The organism is Pseudomonas hydrolytica (assembly GCF_021495345.1).
In the GTDB taxonomy this organism is placed as follows: Bacteria; Pseudomonadota; Gammaproteobacteria; order Pseudomonadales; family Pseudomonadaceae; genus Aquipseudomonas; species Aquipseudomonas hydrolytica.
Map to the genome: position 1 here is coordinate 3,397,713 of NZ_CP099397.1, position 21,211 is coordinate 3,418,923.

Consider the following 21,211-nt stretch of genomic DNA (forward strand, 5'->3'; position numbering starts at 1 on the left):
ATGATCAAGCCAAGTGAAAAAGCCGCTCGCCTGATCGAGGGCATCAACGCCTTCGTTCGCGACGAACTCGACCCGCTCGCCAAGCGCGAAGGCATCGTCTGGGGCGAGCCGGTGGCCAGGTCGCTGCTACGCGATATCTGGAGCCGCTCCTGCGAGCTGGGTTTCTACAACGCCATGCTGCCGCAGGCCCTGGGCGGCGCCGGCCTGGGCGTCGCCGACCTGTGCGCGCTCAAGGAAGCGGCGGTGCTCACTGGCTCGCCGCTGGCACCGCACATCCTCGGAGAGCTGTCCGGTCCACCACGGGTCGGCCACCTGTTCAAGGTCGCCAACCAGTATCAGGTGGAAACCTTCCTGGGGCCGATCTGCCGCGCCGAGAAGGCGGTGTGCTTCGCTCTCACCGAGGCCGAGGCCGGCTCGGACGCCACCGCCATCGGCACCGAGGCGCGCCTGGAGGGCGAGCACTACGTGCTCAATGGCGCCAAGCGCTACATCTCCGGCGCGCCCTATGCCGACCTCGCCGTGCTGCTCGCGGTCACCGGCCCGGGCCGCGGCCCGCAAGGCATCTCGGCGTTCTTCATCGACCTGCACGCCGAGGGCGTGAGCATCGACAGCGACTATTCGGTGATGTCCGGCGGCGGCGCGCATGGCAACATCCTGCTCAAGGACGTGCGCGTGCCGGTGGCGAACCGCATCGGCGAAGAAGGCGCCGGCTTCAAACTGGCCATGGGGCGTATCACCCTCAATCGCCTGCTGCATTGCCCGACCATGCTCGGCATGGCCGGCCTGGCGCTGAACCTGTCGCTGGACTATGCGCGCACGCGCAAGCAGTTCGGCCAGCCGATCGCCATGTTCCAGTCGATCAACCATATGCTCGCCGACATGGCCACCGAGCTGTACGCCGCGCGCAGCATGATGTACGCCACGGCAGCGCACAACGACGCCGGCGGCGACATCAAGGTGCAGGCGCCGATGTGCAAGCTGTACGCCTCGGAAACCGCCTTCCGCATCGCTGACAGAGCGGTGCAGATCCATGGCGGCGCCGGCCTGATCAAGGGCCATCCGGTCGAGTGGATATTCCGCGCGAGCCGAATGATGCGCATCCTGACAGGCACCAGCGAGATTCAGCGCAACACCATCGCCAAGGGCATCCTGATGCCCGGCTAGGGCGCAGGACAGGCCCGCCCCCCACGCGGGGCGGGCTTTTTTTCATAAGAACAAGATCAGAGAATTTCCCCATGACACTGCAAGCCCCTGCCTTCAGTCCTCGCAAAGCCTGGACTATCGCCTTCCTGCTGGCCTTCATGATGCTGGTCAACTTCCTCGACAAGGTGGTGATCGGCCTGGTAGCCGTGCCGATGACCCAGGAACTGGGCCTGAGCCCGACCGAGTTCGGCCTGATCGGCGGCGCCCTGCACTGGTTCTTCGCCATTTCGGCGGTGATTGGCGGCTTTCTCGCCAACCGTCGGCCAACCCGTACCCTGCTGCTGGGCATGGGCCTGTTCTGGTCGCTGATCCAGTTGCCCATGCTGTTCGCCAGCTCGCTGTGGATGATCGTCGCCTGCCGGGTGCTGCTCGGCATCGGCGAAGGTCCCGCCTCGCCGGTGGCCACACACGCGCTGTACAAGTGGTTCCCCAACGACCGCCGCAGCCTGCCGGTGGCCCTGCTGCACTCCGGCAGCGCCATGGGCCTGCTGGTGGCCGGCGCGATGATTCCCTGGATCAGCCTGAACTACGGATGGCGGGTCAACTTCGCGGTACTGGCGGCCATCGGCGCGGTGTGGTGCGTGCTGTGGCTGCGCTTCGGTCGTGAAGGCAGCCTCGACAGCCTGCGCGCCGGCCAGCTGATGCCGGATACGGAGCGCCTGCCCTATCGCCGACTGCTCAGCGACGGCAGCGTGCTGGGCAACTACATCTGCCACTTCGCCGCCAACTGGTCGCTGGCGCTCACCCTGACCTGGGTGCCCAGCTACCTGGAGATCGGCCTGGGTATCGACCCGCTGAAGACCGGGCATATCTTCGTCATGTTCGTGGTGGTGACCACCCCGCTCAGTCTGTTCATGGCCTGGCTGTCACAGCGTCTGATGCGCAGCGGCTACTCGTCGCGCGTGGCGCGCGGCGCGTTCGTTTCGCTGTGCCTGATTGCCAGCGGCCTGCTGTCGGCCTCGCTGATGCTTACCGAGCTGTCGGTCGCCACCCGTATCGCCTGCCTGACGCTGAGCGGCGGCCTGGCCCTGGTGATGTACTCGGTAGGCCCGGCGATGCTGGGCGAATTCACCCCCAGCAGCCAGCGCGGCGGCATCCTCGCCATTGGCAATGCGGTGGCCTCGCTGGCCGGTCTGTCAGCGCCGGTAATCACCGGCATGCTGGTGCAGGGCGCCGGCGCCGCGCATCCGCTGGGCTATGCCCAGGGCTTTCTGGTGTGCGGCGGTGTGCTGGTGGTCGCCGGCCTGATCGGTCTGGTGAGCATGAATCCGCAGCGCTCGCGAGAGCGCCTGGGGTCTCAGGAAGTCGCGTCCGCCGCCTGCTCACGGGCCTGATCCGCCTCTGCGCTGCGCTCGATCAGGCTGCCGCGCCAGCGGCCGTCGCTGACCATTTCCAACAGCAGCCCGCGCACCAGATCACGCATGCAGGACGCCGCGAACGACAACGGCCGGTGCGCGGAATGGGCGATGGAGACGGTGCGGGTGATGCGCGGCTCGACGATCAGCCGCGCCGCCGTGGATTCGAACAGCTCCGCCAGCGGCGGCCAGTTGCAGATGGTCGCAGCCAGGCCATGCCGCACCAGGCTGGCGATACCCGGCGCGGACTGCTGTTCGAATACCACATTGAGCGTCACTCCCGCCTCCATCGCCGCCTGCTCGATGCGGCGGCGCAAGTGCAGCGCCTTGGGCGCCATCACCAGGCGGGTGCTCGCCGCCTGAGCCAGGCTGATTGGCGTACCACTCTCGGCGCTCGAACCCGGCCCGACCCAGTACAGATCCTCGGTAAAGATCGGCTCGGCAATCACGTGCTCGAGCTCCTCGGCGTTGGGCAGCACACCGAAATCCACCTTGCCCAGCTCGATGGACTGGCCACCCTCGCGCGTCAGCCCATCGCAGATGGTCAGATTGATGGAAGGAAACTTGTCCTCGGCACGGCGAATGATCTCCGGCAGCAGCAATGCCGAAACCGTCGCCGGAATCGAGATGGACACATGCCCGATGGGATTGCCGCGCGTCGAGGCCAGTTCGTCCTTCACCGAATCGAGCTTCTGCACCACCGAACGTGACACCTCATACAGCCTTCGCCCGGCATCGGTCAGTGCCACGCCGTCATGCTGACGCTCCAGCAGCTGCATCTCCAGTTCGCTCTCCAGCAGGCTGATCTGCCGGCTCAGGGCGGGCTGGGCGACATAGGCGCGGCGGGCGGCAGCGGAAAAACTGCCGGCCTCGGCAATGGCGATGAGGTAGCGAAGCTGTTTGAGGGTCATGCGGTTCTCTCTGGCTATGCCGAAGCGTTATGGCAACTATCCGAAGACACTATTTGTCGGCTTTTTCTGGCGCACCTAGTATCGCCGAAACACTGAAACCCAGGGAGTGCAAATATCCGAAGTTGGCGCATAAGTCCATGAGTATTTGCGCATCATTGAATGCCTGCCGAACTAAGAAATGCCGCGCTTATTGCCTCGCAACTTATCAGCACATTCGCCATTAAATTCTCACTCGACAACAAAGAGGATAATGAGTGATGAGATTAAACGTGCGGACTTTAAATAAGTCCCCCTATCTTTTATTGCCACTGAGTTGCCTGATCGGCTCGGCAACGGCGGCGAACTTCCAGTTCGGCGAGTTCGAAGGCCAGCTGGATTCCTCACTGTCGATCGGCACCAGCATCGCCACGTCCAATCCGGCCCCCAAGCTGATGCGCAGCGCCAGCGGCGACGACGGTCGACGCAACTTCGGCGCTGGCGACGCCTTTTCCGGACTGTTCAAGGGCACCCACGACCTGGAACTGCGCCATGGCGACTTCGGCGCCTTCCTGCGCGGCAGCTACTGGTACGACTATGTGCTGCGTGATCGCGAACAGCCCTTCAAGGACGTGGTCGACAACAACCGCAAGCGCTCGGCGAAATCGGCCGGCGCAGAGCTGCTGGACGCCTTCGTCTACTACAACTATGCCCTCGCCGATCAACCCGGCTCCGCACGTCTGGGCAAGCAGGTGGTCAACTGGGGCGAGAGCACCTTCATCCAGGGTGGCCTCAACACGGTCAACCCCTACAACCTGTCGGCATTGCGCCGGCCGGGTGCCGAGGTCAAGGAAGGCCTGGTACCGGTGAACATGTTCTATCTGTCGCAGAACCTCAGCGAAGCGCTTTCCGGCGACTTCTTCTACCAGCTGGACTGGGAACAGACCCAGCTCGACAACTGCGGCACCTTCTTTTCCAGCAGCGACTTCCTGGCCGATGGCTGCGACGGTCTGGACGTCGGCGCGGTGCTCACCGGCAATCCTGCGGCAGTTGCAGCGCTGGCCCCCTTCGAGGTCAATCTCACCGACGAGGGCATCCGCATTCCGCGCGCCAAGGATCAGGACGCACGCAACGGCGGGCAATGGGGCCTGTCGCTGCGCTGGTTCGCCGCCGAACTGGATACGGAGTTCGGTGCCTTCGTCGCCAACTACCACAGCCGCCTGCCCTACATGGGCACCATCAGCAGCCCCTACTACAACAGCACGGTGTTCGGCCCAACACTCAACGGCGCCCTGCGCCTCGGCACCTCTCAGTACGTGGTGCAGTACCCTGAAGACATCCGTCTGTACGGCCTTACCTTCGCCACCAACCTGTCCACCGGGACGGCGCTGCAGGGCGAGATCAGCTACCGGCCGAACATGCCGATCCAGCTCAACGGCACCGATATCATCCAGTCGCTGCTCAATGCCCCGGCGCGCTCGCCGCTGGTGGCACAGGGCATCCGCCCCAACGCACCTAACACGCTGTTCAATGGCTACCGGCGCAAGGAGGTGACCCAGGCCCAGGTCACGGCCACCCACTCCTTCAGCCAGGTGATGGGTGCCGATCAACTGGTGCTGGTCGGCGAACTCGGCGGCACCTGGGTCGGCGATCTGGAAGGCAAGTTCGGCCCGCGCTACGGGCGCAACGGCACCTTCGGCAACGGCATCCTCGCCAGTGGCGCCTGCGCGTCCATCTCGCAGACACCCGAGCACTGCAACGACGAAGGTTTCCTCACGCCATTCTCCTGGGGTTACCGGGTACGTGCCACCTGGAGCTATGCCAACGCCGTCGCCGGCATCGACCTGCGTCCCAGTCTGTCCTGGCAGCACGATGTCGACGGCAACGGTCCCGGCGAAGGCTCGGCTTTCAGCGAAGGCTCAAGGGCCATCAGCGTCGGCCTCGATGCCACGCTGAACAACACCTACAACGCCAGCCTGGCGTACACCAACTACATGGATGGTGACTACGGCACCCGTGGCGATCGCGACTTCGTCTCGATCAGCCTGGGCGTCAATTTCTAAGCGGAGTCCCTCATGAACAATACCCAGAACCTGCTGCGCGGTGGCGCGCTACTGTGCTCCCTGCTGCTGACCGCTTCGGCCCAGGCGGCCGTGAGCACCGAACAGGCCGCGCAACTGCAAACCACCCTGACCCCCATCGGCGCCGAGCGCGCCGCCAGCGCCGACGGCCGCATTCCCGCCTGGGACGGCGGCCTCAAGACTCAGCCGGCCTTGCAGAGCAACGGCATACCAAGCGATCCATTCGCGGACGAAAAGCCGCTGCTGACCATCGATGCGAGCAACTACACGCAATACCAGGACCAGCTCAGCCCCGGTCAGATCGCCCTGCTCAAGCGCTTTCCCGACAGCTACCGCCTGCCGGTCTACCCCACCCACCGCAGCGTGGCGGTATCCGACGCCGTGGCCCAGGCCGCTGCAGGCAATGCCGTCAACGCCAGGCTCAGCAACAACGGCAACGGCGTACAGGGCTTCGCCGGCGTGGTGGCCTTCCCCATTCCGCAGAACGGTCTGGAAGTGCTGTGGAACCACATCACGCGCAACCGCAACCCCAGCTTCAGCCTGATCAGCGACAGTGCGGCGCCGCAGAAGGATGGTTCCTACACCATCATGACCACCCAGCAGTACTTCACCCGCGGTGAGGCGGTGCAGGGCCAGACGCCTGAGCAGGCACGCAACGTCCTCTATTACTACAGCCACAAGCTCACCGCCCCTGCGCGCATGGTCGGCGAGGTGGTGCTGGTGCACGAAACCCTCGACCAGGTGGCCGAACCGCGTCTGTCCTGGGTCTACAGCGCCGGTCAGCGCCGCGTGCGGCGTGCGCCGAGCGTGGCCTACGACAGCGCTGGGCCGACCACCGCCGGGCTGCGTACCGCCGATGGTCGCGACATGTTCAACGGCGCCCCTGATCGCTACGACTGGCAACTGGTCGGCAAGAAGACGCTCTACGTGCCCTACAACAGCTATCGCCTGGCTTCGCCCGAACGCAGCTACAAGGAGCTGATCCTGCCCGGCCACGTCAATCCCGAGGCCACCCGCTACGAGCTGCACCGGGTCTGGGAAGTGGTCGCCACGCTCAAGCCGGGCATGCGTCATATCTACAGCAAGCGCCACTACTTCATCGACGAGGATACCTGGGCGATTCTCGCCGCCGACCACTACGACAACCGCGGCGAACTCTGGCGTGTCGGCGAGGCACACAGCTTCTACCACCCGGCAGGCCAGGCGTCGGCCCTCGCCATGGAGGTGACCTACGACCTCAACAATGGCCGTTACCTGGCCTCGGGGCTGCTCAACGAACAGCGCCAGCCGTTCGACTTCAGCTACCGCGCCAGCATCTCCGACTACTCACCGGGCGCCCTGCGCAGCAAGGGGCTGCGCTGATCCCATACCAAGGGTATTTCATGAGCACTCCCGAGCCCTATCCACCACGCAAGCCGCTCTCCCAGTCCCTGCTGGGAGGCGAGGAGCCGGACCCGCGCTTCACCCTGGCCAATGAACGTACCTTCCTGGCCTGGATCCGTACCGCGCTGGCCCTGCTCGGCGGCGGCATTGCCGTCGAGACCTTCGCTGGCGACGCCCTCGGGCCACAGCTGCGGCTGATCGTCACCCTCACCCTGCTGGCCCTGAGCATCCTGGTCAGCGTCGGCGCCTGCCAGCGCTGGCTCGCGGTGGAGCGTGCGCTGCGCCATCGCCGCGCCCTGCCGCTGCCCTTGCCGGCGCCCCTGCTGGCGCTGAGCTGCTGCCTGGCTGCGCTGGTGCTGGTCGGGCTGTTCTGGCCGCGCTGGCATGGCTGACGGATCGATCGACACCGGCCTGCAGGCCGAACGTACCGAGCTGGCCTGGCGTCGCACGCAGGTCTCGCTGCTGCTCGTCGCCTGCCTGGCTCTGCGCGGCCAGGCTCCATCGCTGGTGCTGATCGCCCTCGCCGCCGCCGGCATCCTCTGGCTGCAGCAAGGTCGGCGCTACCAGCGCAGCCTGGCGATGCTGCGCGACGAGTGTGGCCGCGCCCATCCGCACATGGTGCTCGGCACCGGCCTGGTGCTGCTGGCGATGGCCGTGCTGGCCATGCTCAAGGCGGTGCGCACGATTCCCTACTGACCCCAGCCTACCGGGCTCGTTGGCCTGGACCTATGGAGACCACGACCATGATCACTCCTTCGGAGCGGGACTATCGCGCCCGGCATTTCTCTCACCCAAGCGGAGCGCACATCCATGAGATTTGCTAAGAAGACTCGTTGGCGCCTGGGCCTCGTCGTCATGCTCGTGCTGCTGAGCGGCCTGGCCACCCAGCGCGTGATGCAGCAGGCGCGGGAAACGGCCCAGGCCTACCTGTTCGCCTACCCGCTGGTGTTGATGGAGCTGACCAAGCAGCATCAGCAGCTGCTCGGCACCACCGCTATCAACGGCTTGCGTCACAGCCGGCGCTTTCCCGACGCGCGCTTCAACAGCGTGGTATCACCGAACGTCGACACCCTGTACAGCATCGTGCACTTCGATCTGCGCCAGGAGCCGGTGGTGATGAGCATTCCGGACACCAGTGGGCACTACTACATGATGCCGATCATGGATGCCTGGACCAATGTGGTGAGCAGCCCCGGTACGCGCACCATCGGCAGCCGCGCGCAAACCTATCTGGTCGTGGGGCCGACCTGGCGTGGCGAGGTGCCGGCCGGCATGCAGCCGATCCGCATCCCGACGCAGATGGCCTGGATGATCGGCCGCATCAAGAGCCGCGGCCCAGCCGATTACGCCGAGGTGCACGCTCTGCAGGACCGCTTCCGCGTCATGCCGCTGAGCGCCTGGCAGGGCCGCCCAGTTGCGCCCTTACCGACAGCCATGACCGAACTACCCACGCTGGACCGCGCCATGGGGCCGGACCGGCAGCTGGCCGGCTGGAGCCGCGAGGACTTCTTCGGCGCCTTCTGCCGACTGCTGGCCGACAACCCGGCCCGCGCCGAGGACGCGCCGATGCTCGCACGCATTCAGGCCACCGGCCTGCTCGACGAGGGCTGTGCACTGCAGCAGTCGCCACTGCAGCGTCTCGGCAGCGCACTGGGCTATCGCCGGGTGGTCGCCATGCTCAATGACAGCCAGCGCCTGATGGGTGAACGCAAGACCTACCAGGGCTGGCGCATCGGCTACGAGCTGGGCGAGTACGGCACCCGCTACGCGCAGCGCGCGCTGGTGGCCAAGATCGGGCTGGGTGCCAACTCCCCGGAAGATGCCATCTACCCGAACCTGCATACCGATACCGAGGACCGTCCGCTAGCGGGCAACAGACGCTACGTGCTGCACTTCGCCGCCGGACAATTGCCGCCGGTACGCGCCTTCTGGTCGCTGACCCTGTACGACGAGCGCCAGCTGCTTTCGGCCAACCCGCTCGACCGCTATGCCCTCGGTGACCGCGACGACCTGCACTACAACCCGGACGGCTCGCTGGATATCTTCGTCCAGCATCAGGCACCTACCGACCCGGCACAACACAGCAACTGGCTGCCAGCGCCCGAGGGTCGCTTCAACCTGTTCCTGCGCCTGTACTGGCCGCAGGCCGACGTGCTGGAAAGACGCTGGCTGCCGCCGGCAATCCGCACGCTGCCCTGACCGGAGTCCGCAGGCCCAGCCAGGCACGACGCCCCCACGCATTCGTCCGCTCCACTAGCGCACAGACAAACGAACGCCCCGCCCGGCCTGCACCGAGCGGGGCGTTCGTGCAGGCCTCAGGGCGTCACGAGGTTGAACTGCGGGTTCGCCTCGTCGAGGCCGCCGAGCAGCTTGAGCAACTTCAGGCGGCCGCTCGCGATCTCGATGCCACCAATGGTGGCCTCCTTGAGAAAACCGGTTTCCTTCAGCGCGATACGGTCGAGCAGCTCCTTGCTCATGCTCAGGTCGATGTCCGCCTGAGCATGGCGTGACTGCTTGCGATGGGTCAGCACACCGTTGCGCAGCGTCAGGGCATAGTCCTCGTCCAGATCGGTGAAGCGCCAGTTGATCGACAGGTCCTCGTCGGCGGCCTTCATCGCGTCGATGCGCACAGCCAGGTAATCGAAGAACATGCTCGGCGTCAGCGCCCGCACCATGTCCGGCGCACCATTGCGCGCCCGGGCCTCGGCCACGCCCGAGCGCAGCTCGTGCGCACCGCTCAGATAGACGTTGCGCCAGGTGGCGTTCTCGCTCTGGTAGCCGAGCTGCTCCAGCGTGTCGGCCTGCAGCTCGCGCGCCGCCGCATTGTCCGGCTCGGCGAACACCAGGTGGTTGAGCAGCTGCGCCGCCCAGCGGTAGTCGCCATCGGCGAAGGCCTGGTTGGCCGTCTTCAGCACTGCGTCGGCGCCGCCCATGGCGGCCACGTAGCGGCGCCCGGCATCTTCCGGCGGCAGCGGGTCGAGATTGGCCGGGTTGCCGTCGTAGAAGCCCATGTAGCGCTGGTACACCGCGCGTACGTTATGGCTGAGCGAGCCGTAGTAGTCGCGGCTGTACCACTTGCTGGCCAGGCGCGGCGGTAGCGACCGCAGCTCGGCGGCGATCTCGGTGGCAGTCAGCCCCTGATTGATCAGGCGCAGCGTCTGGCTGTCGAGAAAGGCATACATGTCGCGCTGATCGGCCAGGTATTCGCGGATCCGCTCGCCGCCCCAGGTCGGCCAGTGATGCTGGGCGAACAGCACCTCGGCCTGCTCGCCATAGCGCACCAGCGCCTCGTCCAGATAGTGGGCCCAGACCTTGGCGTCGCGCACCAGGGCGCCGCGCAGCGTCAGCACGTTGTGCTGGGTATGGGTGGCGTTCTCGGCCATGCACAGGGTCTTGAACTGCGGAAGGTACATGTTCATTTCCGCGGGCGCCTCGGTGCCGGGCGTAAGCTGGAATTCGATCTCCACACCATCGATCACGTGGGTCTCCAGCGGTTGAGCGATCAGCTCGGTGGGGGCGATCAGGGTCACGGTCGCGTTGCTCGGCGTGCCCTTGCCGAGGCCCGAGTCGACCTGACCGCGCTCGCCACGCGGCAGCAGCGCGCCGTACATGTACTGGGCGCGGCGCATCATCGCCGGGCCGGCCAGCACGTTCTCGCTGACCGCATGCTCGTAGAAGCCCTCCGGCGCGATCACCCTGACCTTGCCCGCCTTGACGTCGGCTTCGTCGATCACTCCGCGTACACCGCCGAAGTGATCGACATGCGAATGGCTGTAGATCACCGCTCGCACCGGCTTGCGCGGGCGGTGCTGGTAATAGAGCTCGAGCCCGGCACGGGCGGTCTCGGTGCTGATCAGGGGGTCGATCAGGATCAGGCCGCTGTCGCCCTCGATGATCGTCATGTTGGACAGGTCCATGCCGCGAATCTGGTAGATGCGCTCACGCACCTCGAACAGCCCGGCCATGTTGTTCAGCTGCCCCATGCGCCACAGGCTGGGGTTGACGCTGGCGGGCGCGCCGTTGCCATCGAGGAAGTTGTACGCCAGGCGATCCCAGACCACCTGCCCCTTGGCATTTTCGACCACCCCGGTGAAGGGGGCGATCAGGCCGCGCCGGGCATCCTCGAAACTGCTTCGGTCCTCGAAGGGCAGGCGCTGCAACCAGGCCTGATTGCTTTCGCGGGTACTTTCGCTGGCGGCTTTGGAAGCGGAGGCGTCGGCGAGGATCGCGCCGGAAAAGGTGAGCGCCATGGCCAAGGCGTTAAGGCGGAAAATAGGCATGAAAGGCCTCGTGCTGTTCTTGTTGGAGTGGACGCTTGCGTGATTCGCAGCCGACTCTAGGGTTCGCTCCCCGCAGGCGCCAATATCAGAGAGGGATAACGGCCATAGCAGCTTGCAATGGCCGCACGGATGGCGGGCTTCCCGGTCCGGTTCAACGGCGGCGGCGACGGTACCCAACGGGCGTTTTACGCTAAGCATCTGAGCGCAAAACAATTTTCTTCGCCCAAACGGTTGACAGCAGGGTTTCTGCCGGTAGAATGCCGCCCCACAGACGCGGGATGGAGCAGTCTGGTAGCTCGTCGGGCTCATAACCCGAAGGTCGTAGGTTCAAATCCTGCTCCCGCAACCAGCTTCACGAAAAGGCCACTCAATCGAGTGGCCTTTTTGCTTGGGCGAAAATTAATGTTTTCGATCAAAAGCAATAAATCGATTGACAACACTTTAAGCAAGCGTAGAATTGCCGACGCGGGATGGAGCAGTCTGGTAGCTCGTCGGGCTCATAACCCGAAGGTCGTAGGTTCAAATCCTGCTCCCGCAACCACCTTCAGATAAAGGCCACTCAATCGAGTGGCCTTTTTCGTTTCCGCTCATTGATCTCCCTCAGTTTTCCTCAAGCCAAACGGACCTATGCTCGCCATACCTGCCGCACACGCAGGGGATTGACCGAGGAAAATCTGATGAACTGGAAGAACACGCCCTCCCGCTATGGCAGCCTGTCCGTCGGCCTGCACTGGCTGATGCTGATTCTGCTCGCTGCCGTCTACGCCTGCATCGAACTCAAGGGTAACTTCCCCAAGGGCAGCGACACTCGCGAGCTGCTCAAGCAGTGGCACTTCATGCTCGGCCTGACGGTGTTTGCACTGGTCTGGCTGCGCCTGCTGGCGCGCCTGATCGCCCCGACACCGCGAATCGAGCCGCCGCTGCCCGCCTGGCAGGCCATACCGGCGCAGCTGATGCATGCCGCCCTGTACGCCCTGATGATCGGCGCACCACTGGCCGGCTGGCTGGTTCTCAGCGCCGCCGGCAAACCCATCCCCTTCTTCGGCCTGGAACTGCCGGCGCTGATCGATGCGAACCGGGATCTGGCCGGCCGGATCAAGGAACTGCACGAGCTGGCCGGCACGACCGGTTACTGGCTGATCGGCCTGCATGCCCTCGCCGGGCTGTATCACCATTATGTGGTGCGCGATAACACCCTGATCCGCATGCTGCCCCGACGCAATTGAGGTGACGGCGCCTCTGTTCAAGTGCCCAAACCGCCGCTAGAATTGCGCACTTTTTGATCAGAGGCGCCGGACAGGCGCCCATCGAGGTTAGCCCGCATGTCCACCGCCACACCGAAAGTCGGCTTCGTTTCCCTGGGTTGCCCCAAGGCCACCGTCGACTCCGAACGCATCCTGACCCAGCTGCGCATGGAAGGTTACGAAATCGTACCGACCTACCAGGATGCCGACGTGGTGGTGGTCAATACCTGCGGCTTCATCGACAGCGCCAAGGCCGAGTCTCTGGACGCCATCGGCGAGGCCATCGCCGAGAACGGCAAGGTGATCGTCACCGGCTGCATGGGCGTGGCCGAGGACAGCATCCGCGACGTGCACCCCAGCGTACTGGCCGTCACCGGCCCGCAGCAGTACGAGCAGGTGGTCAGCGCGGTGCATGAAGTGGTCCCGCCGAAGACCGAGCACAACCCGCTGATCGACCTGGTGCCGCCGCAGGGCATCAAGCTCACGCCGCGTCACTACGCCTACCTGAAGATTTCCGAAGGCTGCAACCACAGCTGCAGTTTCTGCATCATCCCGTCGATGCGCGGCAAGCTGGTCAGCCGCCCGGTGGGCGATGTGCTCAGCGAGGCCGAGCGCCTGGTCAAGGCCGGGGTCAAAGAGCTGCTGGTGATCAGCCAGGACACCAGCGCCTACGGCGTCGACATGAAGTACAAGCTGGACTTCTGGAACGGCCAGCCGGTGAAGACGCGCATGCTCGAGCTGTGCGAGGCGCTGTCGTCGATGGGCGTGTGGGTGCGCCTGCACTACGTCTACCCCTACCCCAACGTCGACGACGTGATCCCGCTGATGGCCGCCGGCAAGCTGCTGCCGTACCTGGATATCCCGTTCCAGCACGCCAGCCCGAAAGTGCTCAAGTCGATGAAGCGTCCGGCCTTCGAAGACAAGACCCTGGCACGCATCAAGAAGTGGCGCGAGATCTGCCCGGAGCTGACCATCCGCTCCACCTTCATCGTCGGTTTCCCCGGCGAGACCGAAGAAGACTTCCAGTACCTGCTGGACTGGCTGACCGAGGCGCAGCTCGACCGCGTCGGCTGCTTCCAGTATTCGCCGGTTGAAGGCGCGCCGGCCAACGATCTGGGCCTGGAGCCGGTACCGGATGACGTCAAGCAGGAACGCTGGGAGCGTTTCATGGCGCATCAGCAGGCGATCAGCTCGGCACGCCTGCAGGCCAAGATCGGCCTGGAAATGGACGTGCTGGTCGATGAAGTGGACGGCGAAGGTGCGGTGGCTCGCTCCTGGGCCGATGCCCCTGAGATCGACGGCAGCGTGTTCATCGACTCCACCGCCGTCAAGCCGGGCGACAAGGTGCGCGTGCGCATCGTCGACGCCGATGAATACGACATGTGGGGCGAGCTGGTGTAAGCCACTACAGCACGTGCGCGAACCCCGCTCCGGCGGGGTTCGTGCTTTTTGCACTAGCGCAACGGCGCGCCCCAGGGGCGATAGCGCAAGGAGAACACGCTCGTGGCGTGACAGGCGGGGTACAGGCGTTTGGGCTCGGTCGGCTCGGCGCGAAACGGCTCGCCATCAGCACTGACCTGGCGAAACGCCTCGCGGACGATGCCGATGCTGCAGGGCAGCGCCTGACCATAGGCACGGCGCACCGCCTTCGGCAGGCTGGCGGTGCCCTCGCCGTCCTGCCACCAGAGCGTCAATCCGAGGCCGTGCAGATCGCCCAGCCAGGCCGCATACACCTCGGGGCTCAAGCGCGCGGCGCTGTAGGCGCTCAGGTGCAGAGGGGCATCCAGCTTGCCGGCAAGGTCCTTCAACTGACGGCGCAATACCTGGCGACGCTCGCCGGCCTGAAACTGCACGTCATCCAGTTCCATCGGCAGGTACCAGCCGGCCACCGGCAGTTTCCACTGTTCGCGCAGCAGCCGCTGCTGCGCCAGAGAAAGCCCCAGCTGGTACTGCCAGTAGGCCTCCAGGCCGGGACCATCCAGCTCCTGCTGACGCTGGTAGTAGGCCGGGTCCATGTACAGCCCCAGCACCAGCTGCAGCCCCTGCTCGTGGGCAGCCCGCAGACTGTTGGCCAACCAGCCGTCGCGCCCGCCGAAATCCGATTCGCCGTACAGGGTCCACTGCACCATCAGCACCTTGACGCCACCGTCGGCGCTGGTCCGCCAGATGTCCCGCCAGGTCCGCTGATCCAGGCGGCTGTCGGCGTTCAACGGCTGGAAGAACAGGCGCTCGTCGGCCTGCAGATCGGCGGCGCACAGCACCAGCAGGAACATGATCATCAGTTGGCGCATCAGAAATTCACCTCCACGCCCAGCAACCAGCCGTCAGCGCGCTCGTAAAGGTTGCCGGCCAGGCCCCACTGATATTCACCACGCACGGTGACCCGAGCCGGGTAGGCGTTGTAACGGCTGTCGCCGTACCAGAGTTGCCAGCGCAGCCCGACCCCGGTGCGCAGATCCTGGCGCCAGTCATTGTTCGGGTCCTGGGCGCTGAACTCGATGAGCCCGTATGGCATCAGGGTCTGGGCGCTCTCGGTGTGCAACTTCCAGGCGTGCCCCTGCTGAAAGCGCGACAGCCAGGCGTGGTCCCCGGCACGGGTCCACCAGGCGGCATCGAGGTAGAGAAAGCGCTCGTTCCAGCGCCCCTCGTCGACCCGCCAGTCGTTGCGCCAGTCCCCCTGATCAAGGAAGGAGGCGGTGGCGCGCAGCAGCAGATCGGTGCTGACGCGCCCCTTGCGCACGTGATCGTTCAGGGCGTCGGAAACCTCGCCGGGGTTGAGCCACTGGCCGAGGCTGAAACCGTCGAAGTCGGCGTCGTCCAGCTCGCTTTGCGCATACAGCTCGCCATACAGGTTGAGATTCTGCGTGCCGATGGGCCGATAACGCAGGCCCAGCCCCAGGCCCAGCGAGCGGCCGTAGCGGTGGCGACCATCGCCGCCCAGCAGCGCCCGACCGTAGACCGACAACGAACGCCCGGCACGGCTCGGCTCCTCACCCAGGGCATGGTCCCAGACGGCCATCTGCACATTGCTCGAGGCCGCACGGCGCTCCTCACCGGAGCGGCTGCCGTCATCACGCAGGATGTCGTTGGTCGCCACGCCAGCCGGCGACCAGGTACTGGCCAGGGTGAAACTGTCACGCCGCGACAGCGTTTCATGGGCCCTGCGCTGGCGGTAGCGCCGCGCCTCCAGGCTGCCGTACTCGTCAGCGCCGGCCACCGGGTTCTGCTCCCGATCGATCACCCGGCGCAGTTCGCGGCGCGCGGCGGCACTGTCCTCGGCCTCGTCATAACGCCAGGCCAGTGTCTCGCCGATGCGGTAGTCCTCGGGAAAGTCGCGCGTGGCACGCTCCAGCAGCGCAATGGCGCGGCGGCGCTGCTCGGCACTGGGTGACGCCGCCAGGCGCATGCCGTAGTCGGCGTTGTAGCGCGGATGGTCCGGCTCGAGGCGCACGGCCTCGGCCAGCCATGCACTGCTCTGCGGCAGGTCACCGGCCTGCTGGGCGGTGGCCGCAGCGCCGTAGTAGTGGCTGGCCGCGGGCTGGCTCTGCAGCGCCTGACGCTGGCGCTCCAGGGCCAACGGCAGGTCGCTGCGCGCCTGGGCAATGGCCGCGCCCAGAGCCCAGTCGTCGGCGCTGGCGGGCTGCGCCGACTGCCAGTAGCGCTCGGCTGCCTGCGGCTCGCCGGCGGTCAGGGCGCTGCGCGCCGCGGTGAGACGGGCGATATTGTCCAGCCGCTCCGGGGCCTGTTCCCGCCAGATACGCCAGGCGGCAGGCGCATCGCCGGCAGCCTCGAGGGCATAGGCCAGCGGCAGGCGGCTGGCTTGATCGCCCTGAGCCAGCGCCTGCTGATAGTAGATGACGGCCTCGCCTGGGCGCGCCGGCATGGCGCAACGCCCCAGTATGCGCAGCTCCACCGGAGCGCGCGGGGTTTCGCCGATCTCGCCGCGCAACCAGTTGCAGTCGCCGCTTTCGGCCATGCGCCCCAGCAGCGAGGCGCGGCTGTCGCCATCCAGATGAGGCAGCAGCGCACGGGCACGAACCGCGTCGAACGGCGCACCGGTCTCGGCGTAGAGCCCGGCCAGGCGCTGCAACAGTGGCACCGGCAGGCGCCCGCCCTGTCGGTCGAAGGCCTGCTCCAGCCATTGCCGCGCCTGATCGCGGCGGCCACCTTGCACGGCCAGGTAACTGGCCTGATCCAGGGCCTGCAGGTCACCACTGCTGCGGTAGTAGTCGAGCCACAGGCGCTCGGCCTGCTCGGTCTGGCCGGAAGCCTGCAGCAACTCGGCACGCCGGCGCTGCAGCGCCGGCGTCTGCGGCTGTCGCGCCAGCCAGGCCAGCGCCAGGTCGCTGCGCCCCTGCTCGCGCCAGAGCTCCAGCAGACGTTCGCGACGCGCCGAATCCCAGGGTTCCGGCAGACGTTGGCGCTCGAGCAGATCGGTCGCGTGCAGACGTTGCGCCAGCACCAGCCAGGTCTGCGGATCGTCCTCGCCACGGCACGTCTGCAGCTGCTGACGGGCGGCCGCCTGATCGTGACGCGACAGCCATTCGGCGGTTTCCAGACAGGGACGGCGCAACTGGTCGCCCAGCTCGCGTACCAGAGGTGCATCGCCGCCCTGGCGGGCCAGCTCCCATATCCGCGCACGTTGCGCATCGCTGTCGCGGTCTGCCGCCGGCAGGCTGGCCAGCCAGCGGCGCGCCATGTCCAGGCGCCCCAGTGACACGGCATGGTCGAGCATGGCCAGGCGCACCTCGCGTTCCGCCGCAGGCGATGGCGACTGCCTCAGCAGGCGCTGCAGGCCCTCTTCGTCCAGCAGCTGCACGCGGGCATTGGCCAGGCGTCGCCAGTCATCGGCACCCAGCTGCCCCTCGGCTTCCAGCGCGGCCAGCTGGGCTTCGGTCGCGCTCCAGTCGCGCAAACGCTCGGCCCAGTTGGCGCGCGCCATGCGCAGAACCATGCCGTCGCCGCGAATCGGCAACTGACTGAGCCAGTCCAGCGCCCGCTTGGCGCCGCCGAACTTGGCCAGGCTGAGGCTGTAGGCCTGCCACAGGCGCACACGCTGATCGCCTTCGCTGTGCAGCAGCCACTGCTCGACCTGCGTGGCGGTCGGCGGGTCCTGCTCGATCCAGGCCAGGCGCAGCTCCAGCAGGGCCTCGTGGCCCTCGCCGAGGTCAGCGCTCAACGCCTCGGCCTCCGCGTAACGACGCTGCTTGATCAGCGCCTCCATGAGCAGACGGCGAGCCTCTTCGCTACGCGGCACCCGCTCAAGCAGATGGCGCATCAGACGCTCCACTTCGCCCCAGTTGTTGCGGCCGGCCTCGCGGTAGGCACGATCGAGGAAGGGATAGCTGCGAAACTGCTGAAAACCGCTGAGCGGCTCGGCAGCCGCGACGGGGAACGCAACCAGGCAGGCCAGCAGGGGAAAGCCGAACAGCCGCTTCATGTCAGGGCCTCCACCAGCCGGTAGCTCTCGTGTTGCTCCTCGGCCTGCTCACGCAGGGCCTGCTGCAACACCTCCTCGCTGATCACCCCGCGTTGCAGCAGGTGCTGGCCGAGGGAATGAACTTCCGGATCGAAATCGATCAACGCCTGATTGAACAGCGAGGGCGGCAACAAACCGCGCACCTGCAGCAGATCGCCAAACAACACCTGATGCTTGCACACCTCCTCCAGCAGTTGCTCGTCATAGGCATGGCGCTTGAGCGTGGCCAGCAGGGTGCGGCTCTGCTCGCCGTCATGGCGGCCGCCGTACCAGTAGCGCAGGCCCAGGGTCACCCGCCCCTGAGGCGCCAGTTGCCAGCGTACCGGGCGGCCGAGTTGACGGCTGATGGCACCGACCGAGACCTGACTGAGCAGACGCTCGCAGGCCAGCACCAGGGTGTCGCCCTCCTCGTCCACCGGCAGAACGGCGTAGCGCAGCGCCAGGCGCCGCGGGAAGGCGCGGATCTGGTGCTCGTCGACGCGAAACGGATTGAGCGGCGCCCAGGGCTCGTCCAGCTGCTCGGCCAGGGCCTGCACCAGTTGCCGGCTGTCGAGCAGACCGTCGAGCAGCAACTGCCGGCCCAGGCGACGACGTACCGGATTGGTCAAGGCTTCGGTGAGCTGCGCCTCGCTGATCACCCCCTGCTCGACCAGGCGCCGCCCCAGAGGGGTTTGCGGGCTTTGCCCGAGCGAGGGGAATTCGTGGGTGGTCTTGTCCCAGGCCACGCGCCGCGAATCGCCCATTTCCAGCACCTGTTTGAGCGCGCGAACGTTGGCGAAGAAGTTGACGAAGTTGCTCCACATCATCCGCGGCGCCGACAGCAGGCCCTGGCCGATGCCGTAGAAACGGGTGACGAAGTAGCCGCGCTGGAACAGGCGGTTGAGCAGCAGCAGGCCGTTGAGCAGCAGCAGCGTGCTGAGCAGCGGGCTGTCGGAGAGGATCGAGGGGAAGTGCCAGCCCTCGGGATAGGCCAGCCCGATCAGCCACATGCACAGCAGCACCAGAAACAGCAGGTTGACCAGAAAGCTCAGCAGGTAGGCGAGCAGGCCGCGACGGTCGCGCCAGAGGAAGTAATTGAGCGTCTTGCGGGTGCTCCAGCCGAGGTTGCTGGTGCCCTGAAAGACGATGCCGGTGATCCAGCGTGATTTCTGCCGCACGGCATGCGACCAGGTGCGGGGAAAGTGCTCGCGCACGCAGATCACCTGAGAGAAGCGCTTGCTCATGCCGAACGCGGATTCATAAACCAGCGCCAGCTTGGGATCACTGACCGGAAAGCGGGCGAAGATGCACTTCATGCCCTTGGCCTTCAGGCGAAAGCCGATGTCGTAGTCCTCGGTCAGGCTCTGCACGTCGAAGGCGATGCCATCGCCGTCCTCCAGCAGGGCGGCAATGGCACGCCGACTGAAGCAGGTGCCGACGCCGGCGCTGGGCACCTGGCCGGTGAGTGCCTCGCGCACCACCACGTCCTTGCCATGGTTCTCGGCGAACTCGTCGACATAATGCCCGGCGGTGAAACCGCTCCACTCCGGCGCGTAGGGGTAGACCGGCACCTGGATCAGGTCCTTGTTCGGCAGCAGGTAGTTGAACAGGCGCAGCTCCAGCGGCGAAATCACGTCCTCGGCGTCGTGCAGGATAAAGCCGGCGAATTCCACCCGCGCCTCGGCCTCGAAACGCAAAATGGCGTCGATCACGTTGTTCAGGCAGTCGGCCTTGCTGGTCGGCCCCGGTCGTGCGCACACCACCTTGTGCACGTTGGGGTAATGCAGGCATACGGCATCGACGTCAGACTGGGTCTCGGGGTCATTGGGGTAGGTGCCGACGAAGATCTGATAGTTCTCGTAGTCCAGCGTGGAAGCCGCCAGGCGCGCCATCTCGCCGACCACACCGACCTCGTGCCAGGCCGGCACCATGATCGCCAGGGGCTTTTCCGCAGTGCCGTAGAGCAGCTTCTCGTCGGCGCGGCTGTGCCCGCTGTAGATGCGAAAGCGACGGATCAGCGCTCGCCCCCAGTACATCAGGTCGATGAACAGGTCATCCAGACCGAGCAGGAACATCAGCGCGGCGAGGAGAATGGCGAGGTACTTGAGTCCGTACAGCAGGTAGGCCAGCAGATCGACCAGTTCCAAACTCATTGCGTGCTTCCCGACGTCCGTGTTTGTGCCCAGCGCGTCAGACGCTGGGCGATCTTCTCGCTGGCGTGGCCATCGCCGAAGGGCGTGAACACGCGGTTCATGGCCCGGTAGGCCTCGGCATCGTCGAGCAGGCGAGCGGTCTGCGCGACGATGCGCACCGGGTCGGTACCCACCAGCAACACCGTGCCGCCTTCGAGCACGGCAGGCCGCTCGGTGACTTCGCGCAGCACCAGCACCGGCTTGCCCAGCGCCGGCGCCTCCTCCTGCACACCGCCGGAGTCGGTGAGAATCAGATGGGCGCGGTCCATCAGCCAGACGAAGTTCGGGTAGTCCTGCGGCGCCACCAGATGGATGTTGCTGAGCCCGTCGAGCAGTGCATGTACCGGGCCGCGTACCTGCGGGTTGAGATGCACCGGATAGACGAACTGCACCTGGGGATAGCGCCCGGCCAGCTCGGCCAAGGCCTGACAAATCTGTTCGAAGCCCTTGCCGAAATTCTCCCGGCGATGGCCGGTGATCAGCACCAGGCGCTTGTCGGGATCAAGCGCCGCCAGCGGCGAATCGGCCGCAGGTTGCCACTGGCTGGCGCGCTGGTGGTCGCGCATCCACAGCAGCGCGTCGATCACCGTGTTGCCGGTGACCTCGATGCTCGCAAGCGAACGCCCCTCGCGCAGCAGATTGTCGCGCGCGTCGGCGGTAGGGGCGAAATGCAGGTCGGCGAGCACGCCGGTGAGGCTGCGATTGGCCTCCTCCGGCCAGGGTGAACGCAGATCGCCGGTACGCAGGCCGGCCTCGACATGGCCGATGGCGATCTGCCGATGGAAGGCCGCCAAGGCGGCGATGAAGCTGGTGGTGGTGTCGCCATGCACCAGCACCATGTCCGGGCGAACCCGGGCGTAACTTTCGTCCAGGTGCAGCAGCAGCTGCTGCGACAGGCCATTCAGGGTCTGGCCCTGGGTCATCAGATCGAGATCCTCGTCGACCTCCAGTTCGAAGGCCTCGAGCACCTGGCGCAGCATTTCGCGGTGCTGACCGGTGGAACAGACGAACAGTTCGACGCCCGGCCAGTTGCGTAACAGACGCGCCAGCGGCGCCATCTTGATGGCCTCCGGGCGGGTGCCGAAGACCATCTGAATCTTCAATGACATAACAGCTCCTGAACTACGA

The 21,211-nt window shown here is 66.0% G+C and carries 15 protein-coding genes and 2 tRNA genes; 11 read left to right on the forward strand and 6 right to left on the reverse strand.

Features of this window, described 5'->3' with window-relative positions:
• Window positions 1-1,164, forward strand: coding sequence for an acyl-CoA dehydrogenase family protein (locus L1F06_RS15800; RefSeq protein WP_096826167.1), 1,164 nt, complete (start codon window positions 1-3; stop codon window positions 1,162-1,164).
• Between the two features lie 71 nt (window positions 1,165-1,235).
• Window positions 1,236-2,537 carry an MFS transporter gene (locus tag L1F06_RS15805; protein WP_129482073.1) on the forward strand — a complete coding sequence of 434 codons (1,302 nt, stop codon included), beginning with the start codon at window positions 1,236-1,238 and terminating at the stop codon, window positions 2,535-2,537.
• Here the strand turns inward: L1F06_RS15805 and L1F06_RS15810 are convergent.
• Window positions 2,501-3,469: a LysR family transcriptional regulator gene (locus L1F06_RS15810; RefSeq protein ID WP_003247003.1), complete on the reverse strand. Its 969-nt coding sequence runs from the start codon at window positions 3,467-3,469 to the stop codon at window positions 2,501-2,503. The genes L1F06_RS15805 and L1F06_RS15810 overlap by 37 nt on opposite strands.
• A gap of 257 nt (window positions 3,470-3,726) precedes the next feature.
• Between L1F06_RS15810 and L1F06_RS15815 the strand changes: the two genes are divergently transcribed.
• The 5 genes from L1F06_RS15815 to L1F06_RS15835 all read left to right on the forward strand — a co-directional run bounded on the left by L1F06_RS15815 (window position 3,727) and on the right by L1F06_RS15835 (window position 9,108).
• On the forward strand, window positions 3,727-5,508 hold the full coding sequence (locus tag L1F06_RS15815) for a DUF1302 domain-containing protein (protein WP_129482072.1): 1,782 nt from the start codon (window positions 3,727-3,729) through the stop codon (window positions 5,506-5,508).
• A gap of 12 nt (window positions 5,509-5,520) precedes the next feature.
• Window positions 5,521-6,888 carry a DUF1329 domain-containing protein gene (locus L1F06_RS15820; RefSeq protein ID WP_129482071.1) on the forward strand — a complete coding sequence of 456 codons (1,368 nt, stop codon included), beginning with the start codon at window positions 5,521-5,523 and terminating at the stop codon, window positions 6,886-6,888.
• Window positions 6,889-6,908: 20 nt separating this feature from the next.
• On the forward strand, window positions 6,909-7,301 hold the full coding sequence (locus L1F06_RS15825; RefSeq protein ID WP_003247000.1) for a YidH family protein: 393 nt from the start codon (window positions 6,909-6,911) through the stop codon (window positions 7,299-7,301).
• The gene (locus L1F06_RS15830; RefSeq protein WP_012018231.1) at window positions 7,294-7,605 is read left to right on the forward strand and encodes a DUF202 domain-containing protein; all 312 of its coding nucleotides are present in this window, start codon (window positions 7,294-7,296) and stop codon (window positions 7,603-7,605) included. Before L1F06_RS15825 ends, L1F06_RS15830 begins: the two co-directional genes overlap by 8 nt.
• Before the next feature lie 114 nt (window positions 7,606-7,719).
• Window positions 7,720-9,108 carry a DUF1254 domain-containing protein gene (locus L1F06_RS15835; protein WP_129482070.1) on the forward strand — a complete coding sequence of 463 codons (1,389 nt, stop codon included), beginning with the start codon at window positions 7,720-7,722 and terminating at the stop codon, window positions 9,106-9,108.
• A 116-nt stretch (window positions 9,109-9,224) separates the two neighbouring features.
• Here L1F06_RS15835 and L1F06_RS15840 read toward each other — a convergent pair whose 3' ends face one another.
• Window positions 9,225-11,189 carry an alkyl/aryl-sulfatase gene (locus tag L1F06_RS15840; RefSeq protein ID WP_129482069.1) on the reverse strand — a complete coding sequence of 655 codons (1,965 nt, stop codon included), beginning with the start codon at window positions 11,187-11,189 and terminating at the stop codon, window positions 9,225-9,227.
• Window positions 11,190-11,461: 272 nt separating this feature from the next.
• On the opposite strand from L1F06_RS15840, the gene L1F06_RS15845 reads away from it, so the two are divergent.
• From L1F06_RS15845 to rimO, 4 genes are all read left to right on the forward strand, one after another.
• Window positions 11,462-11,538, forward strand: a tRNA-Met gene (locus L1F06_RS15845).
• A 115-nt stretch (window positions 11,539-11,653) separates the two neighbouring features.
• Window positions 11,654-11,730: transfer RNA gene (locus L1F06_RS15850), tRNA-Met, on the forward strand.
• Window positions 11,731-11,866: 136 nt separating this feature from the next.
• Window positions 11,867-12,415 carry a cytochrome b gene (locus L1F06_RS15855; RefSeq protein WP_129482068.1) on the forward strand — a complete coding sequence of 183 codons (549 nt, stop codon included), beginning with the start codon at window positions 11,867-11,869 and terminating at the stop codon, window positions 12,413-12,415.
• 96 nt (window positions 12,416-12,511) lie between these two features.
• Window positions 12,512-13,834, forward strand: coding sequence for a 30S ribosomal protein S12 methylthiotransferase RimO (gene rimO, locus L1F06_RS15860; protein WP_012018228.1), 1,323 nt, complete (start codon window positions 12,512-12,514; stop codon window positions 13,832-13,834).
• 53 nt (window positions 13,835-13,887) lie between these two features.
• Here the strand turns inward: rimO and L1F06_RS15865 are convergent, their stop codons facing one another.
• The 4 genes from L1F06_RS15865 to wecB are packed head-to-tail and all read right to left on the reverse strand — an operon-like array spanning window position 13,888 to window position 21,192.
• On the reverse strand, window positions 13,888-14,724 hold the full coding sequence (locus tag L1F06_RS15865) for a DUF4434 family protein (protein ID WP_129482067.1): 837 nt from the start codon (window positions 14,722-14,724) through the stop codon (window positions 13,888-13,890).
• Window positions 14,724-17,873: an NfrA family protein gene (locus L1F06_RS15870; RefSeq protein WP_129482066.1), complete on the reverse strand. Its 3,150-nt coding sequence runs from the start codon at window positions 17,871-17,873 to the stop codon at window positions 14,724-14,726. The genes L1F06_RS15865 and L1F06_RS15870 overlap by 1 nt, the downstream gene beginning before the upstream one ends.
• Window positions 17,870-20,044, reverse strand: a complete 2,175-nt coding sequence (gene nfrB / locus L1F06_RS15875; RefSeq protein WP_129482065.1) for a cyclic di-3',5'-guanylate-activated glycosyltransferase NfrB — start codon at window positions 20,042-20,044, stop codon at window positions 17,870-17,872. Before nfrB ends, L1F06_RS15870 begins: the two co-directional genes overlap by 4 nt.
• The gene (wecB, locus tag L1F06_RS15880) at window positions 20,041-21,192 is read right to left on the reverse strand and encodes a non-hydrolyzing UDP-N-acetylglucosamine 2-epimerase (protein WP_129482064.1); all 1,152 of its coding nucleotides are present in this window, start codon (window positions 21,190-21,192) and stop codon (window positions 20,041-20,043) included. Before wecB ends, nfrB begins: the two co-directional genes overlap by 4 nt.
• Window positions 21,193-21,211 lie beyond the last annotated feature (19 nt).

Excerpts from the sequence above, each read along its gene's own strand:
- L1F06_RS15800 (WP_096826167.1), top strand. The coding sequence starts at position 1 with ATGATCAAGCCAAGTGAAAAAGCCGCTCGCCTGATCGAGGGCATCAAC.
- L1F06_RS15805 (WP_129482073.1), top strand. The coding sequence starts at position 1,236 with ATGACACTGCAAGCCCCTGCCTTCAGTCCTCGCAAAGCCTGGACTATC.
- L1F06_RS15810 (WP_003247003.1), bottom strand. The coding sequence starts at position 3,469 with ATGACCCTCAAACAGCTTCGCTACCTCATCGCCATTGCCGAGGCCGGC.
- L1F06_RS15815 (WP_129482072.1), top strand. The coding sequence starts at position 3,727 with ATGAGATTAAACGTGCGGACTTTAAATAAGTCCCCCTATCTTTTATTG.
- L1F06_RS15820 (WP_129482071.1), top strand. The coding sequence starts at position 5,521 with ATGAACAATACCCAGAACCTGCTGCGCGGTGGCGCGCTACTGTGCTCC.
- L1F06_RS15825 (WP_003247000.1), top strand. The coding sequence starts at position 6,909 with ATGAGCACTCCCGAGCCCTATCCACCACGCAAGCCGCTCTCCCAGTCC.
- L1F06_RS15830 (WP_012018231.1), top strand. The coding sequence starts at position 7,294 with ATGGCTGACGGATCGATCGACACCGGCCTGCAGGCCGAACGTACCGAG.
- L1F06_RS15835 (WP_129482070.1), top strand. The coding sequence starts at position 7,720 with ATGAGATTTGCTAAGAAGACTCGTTGGCGCCTGGGCCTCGTCGTCATG.
- L1F06_RS15840 (WP_129482069.1), bottom strand. The coding sequence starts at position 11,189 with ATGCCTATTTTCCGCCTTAACGCCTTGGCCATGGCGCTCACCTTTTCC.
- L1F06_RS15855 (WP_129482068.1), top strand. The coding sequence starts at position 11,867 with ATGAACTGGAAGAACACGCCCTCCCGCTATGGCAGCCTGTCCGTCGGC.
- rimO (WP_012018228.1), top strand. The coding sequence starts at position 12,512 with ATGTCCACCGCCACACCGAAAGTCGGCTTCGTTTCCCTGGGTTGCCCC.
- L1F06_RS15865 (WP_129482067.1), bottom strand. The coding sequence starts at position 14,724 with ATGCGCCAACTGATGATCATGTTCCTGCTGGTGCTGTGCGCCGCCGAT.
- L1F06_RS15870 (WP_129482066.1), bottom strand. The coding sequence starts at position 17,873 with ATGAAGCGGCTGTTCGGCTTTCCCCTGCTGGCCTGCCTGGTTGCGTTC.
- nfrB (WP_129482065.1), bottom strand. The coding sequence starts at position 20,044 with ATGAGTTTGGAACTGGTCGATCTGCTGGCCTACCTGCTGTACGGACTC.
- wecB (WP_129482064.1), bottom strand. The coding sequence starts at position 21,192 with ATGTCATTGAAGATTCAGATGGTCTTCGGCACCCGCCCGGAGGCCATC.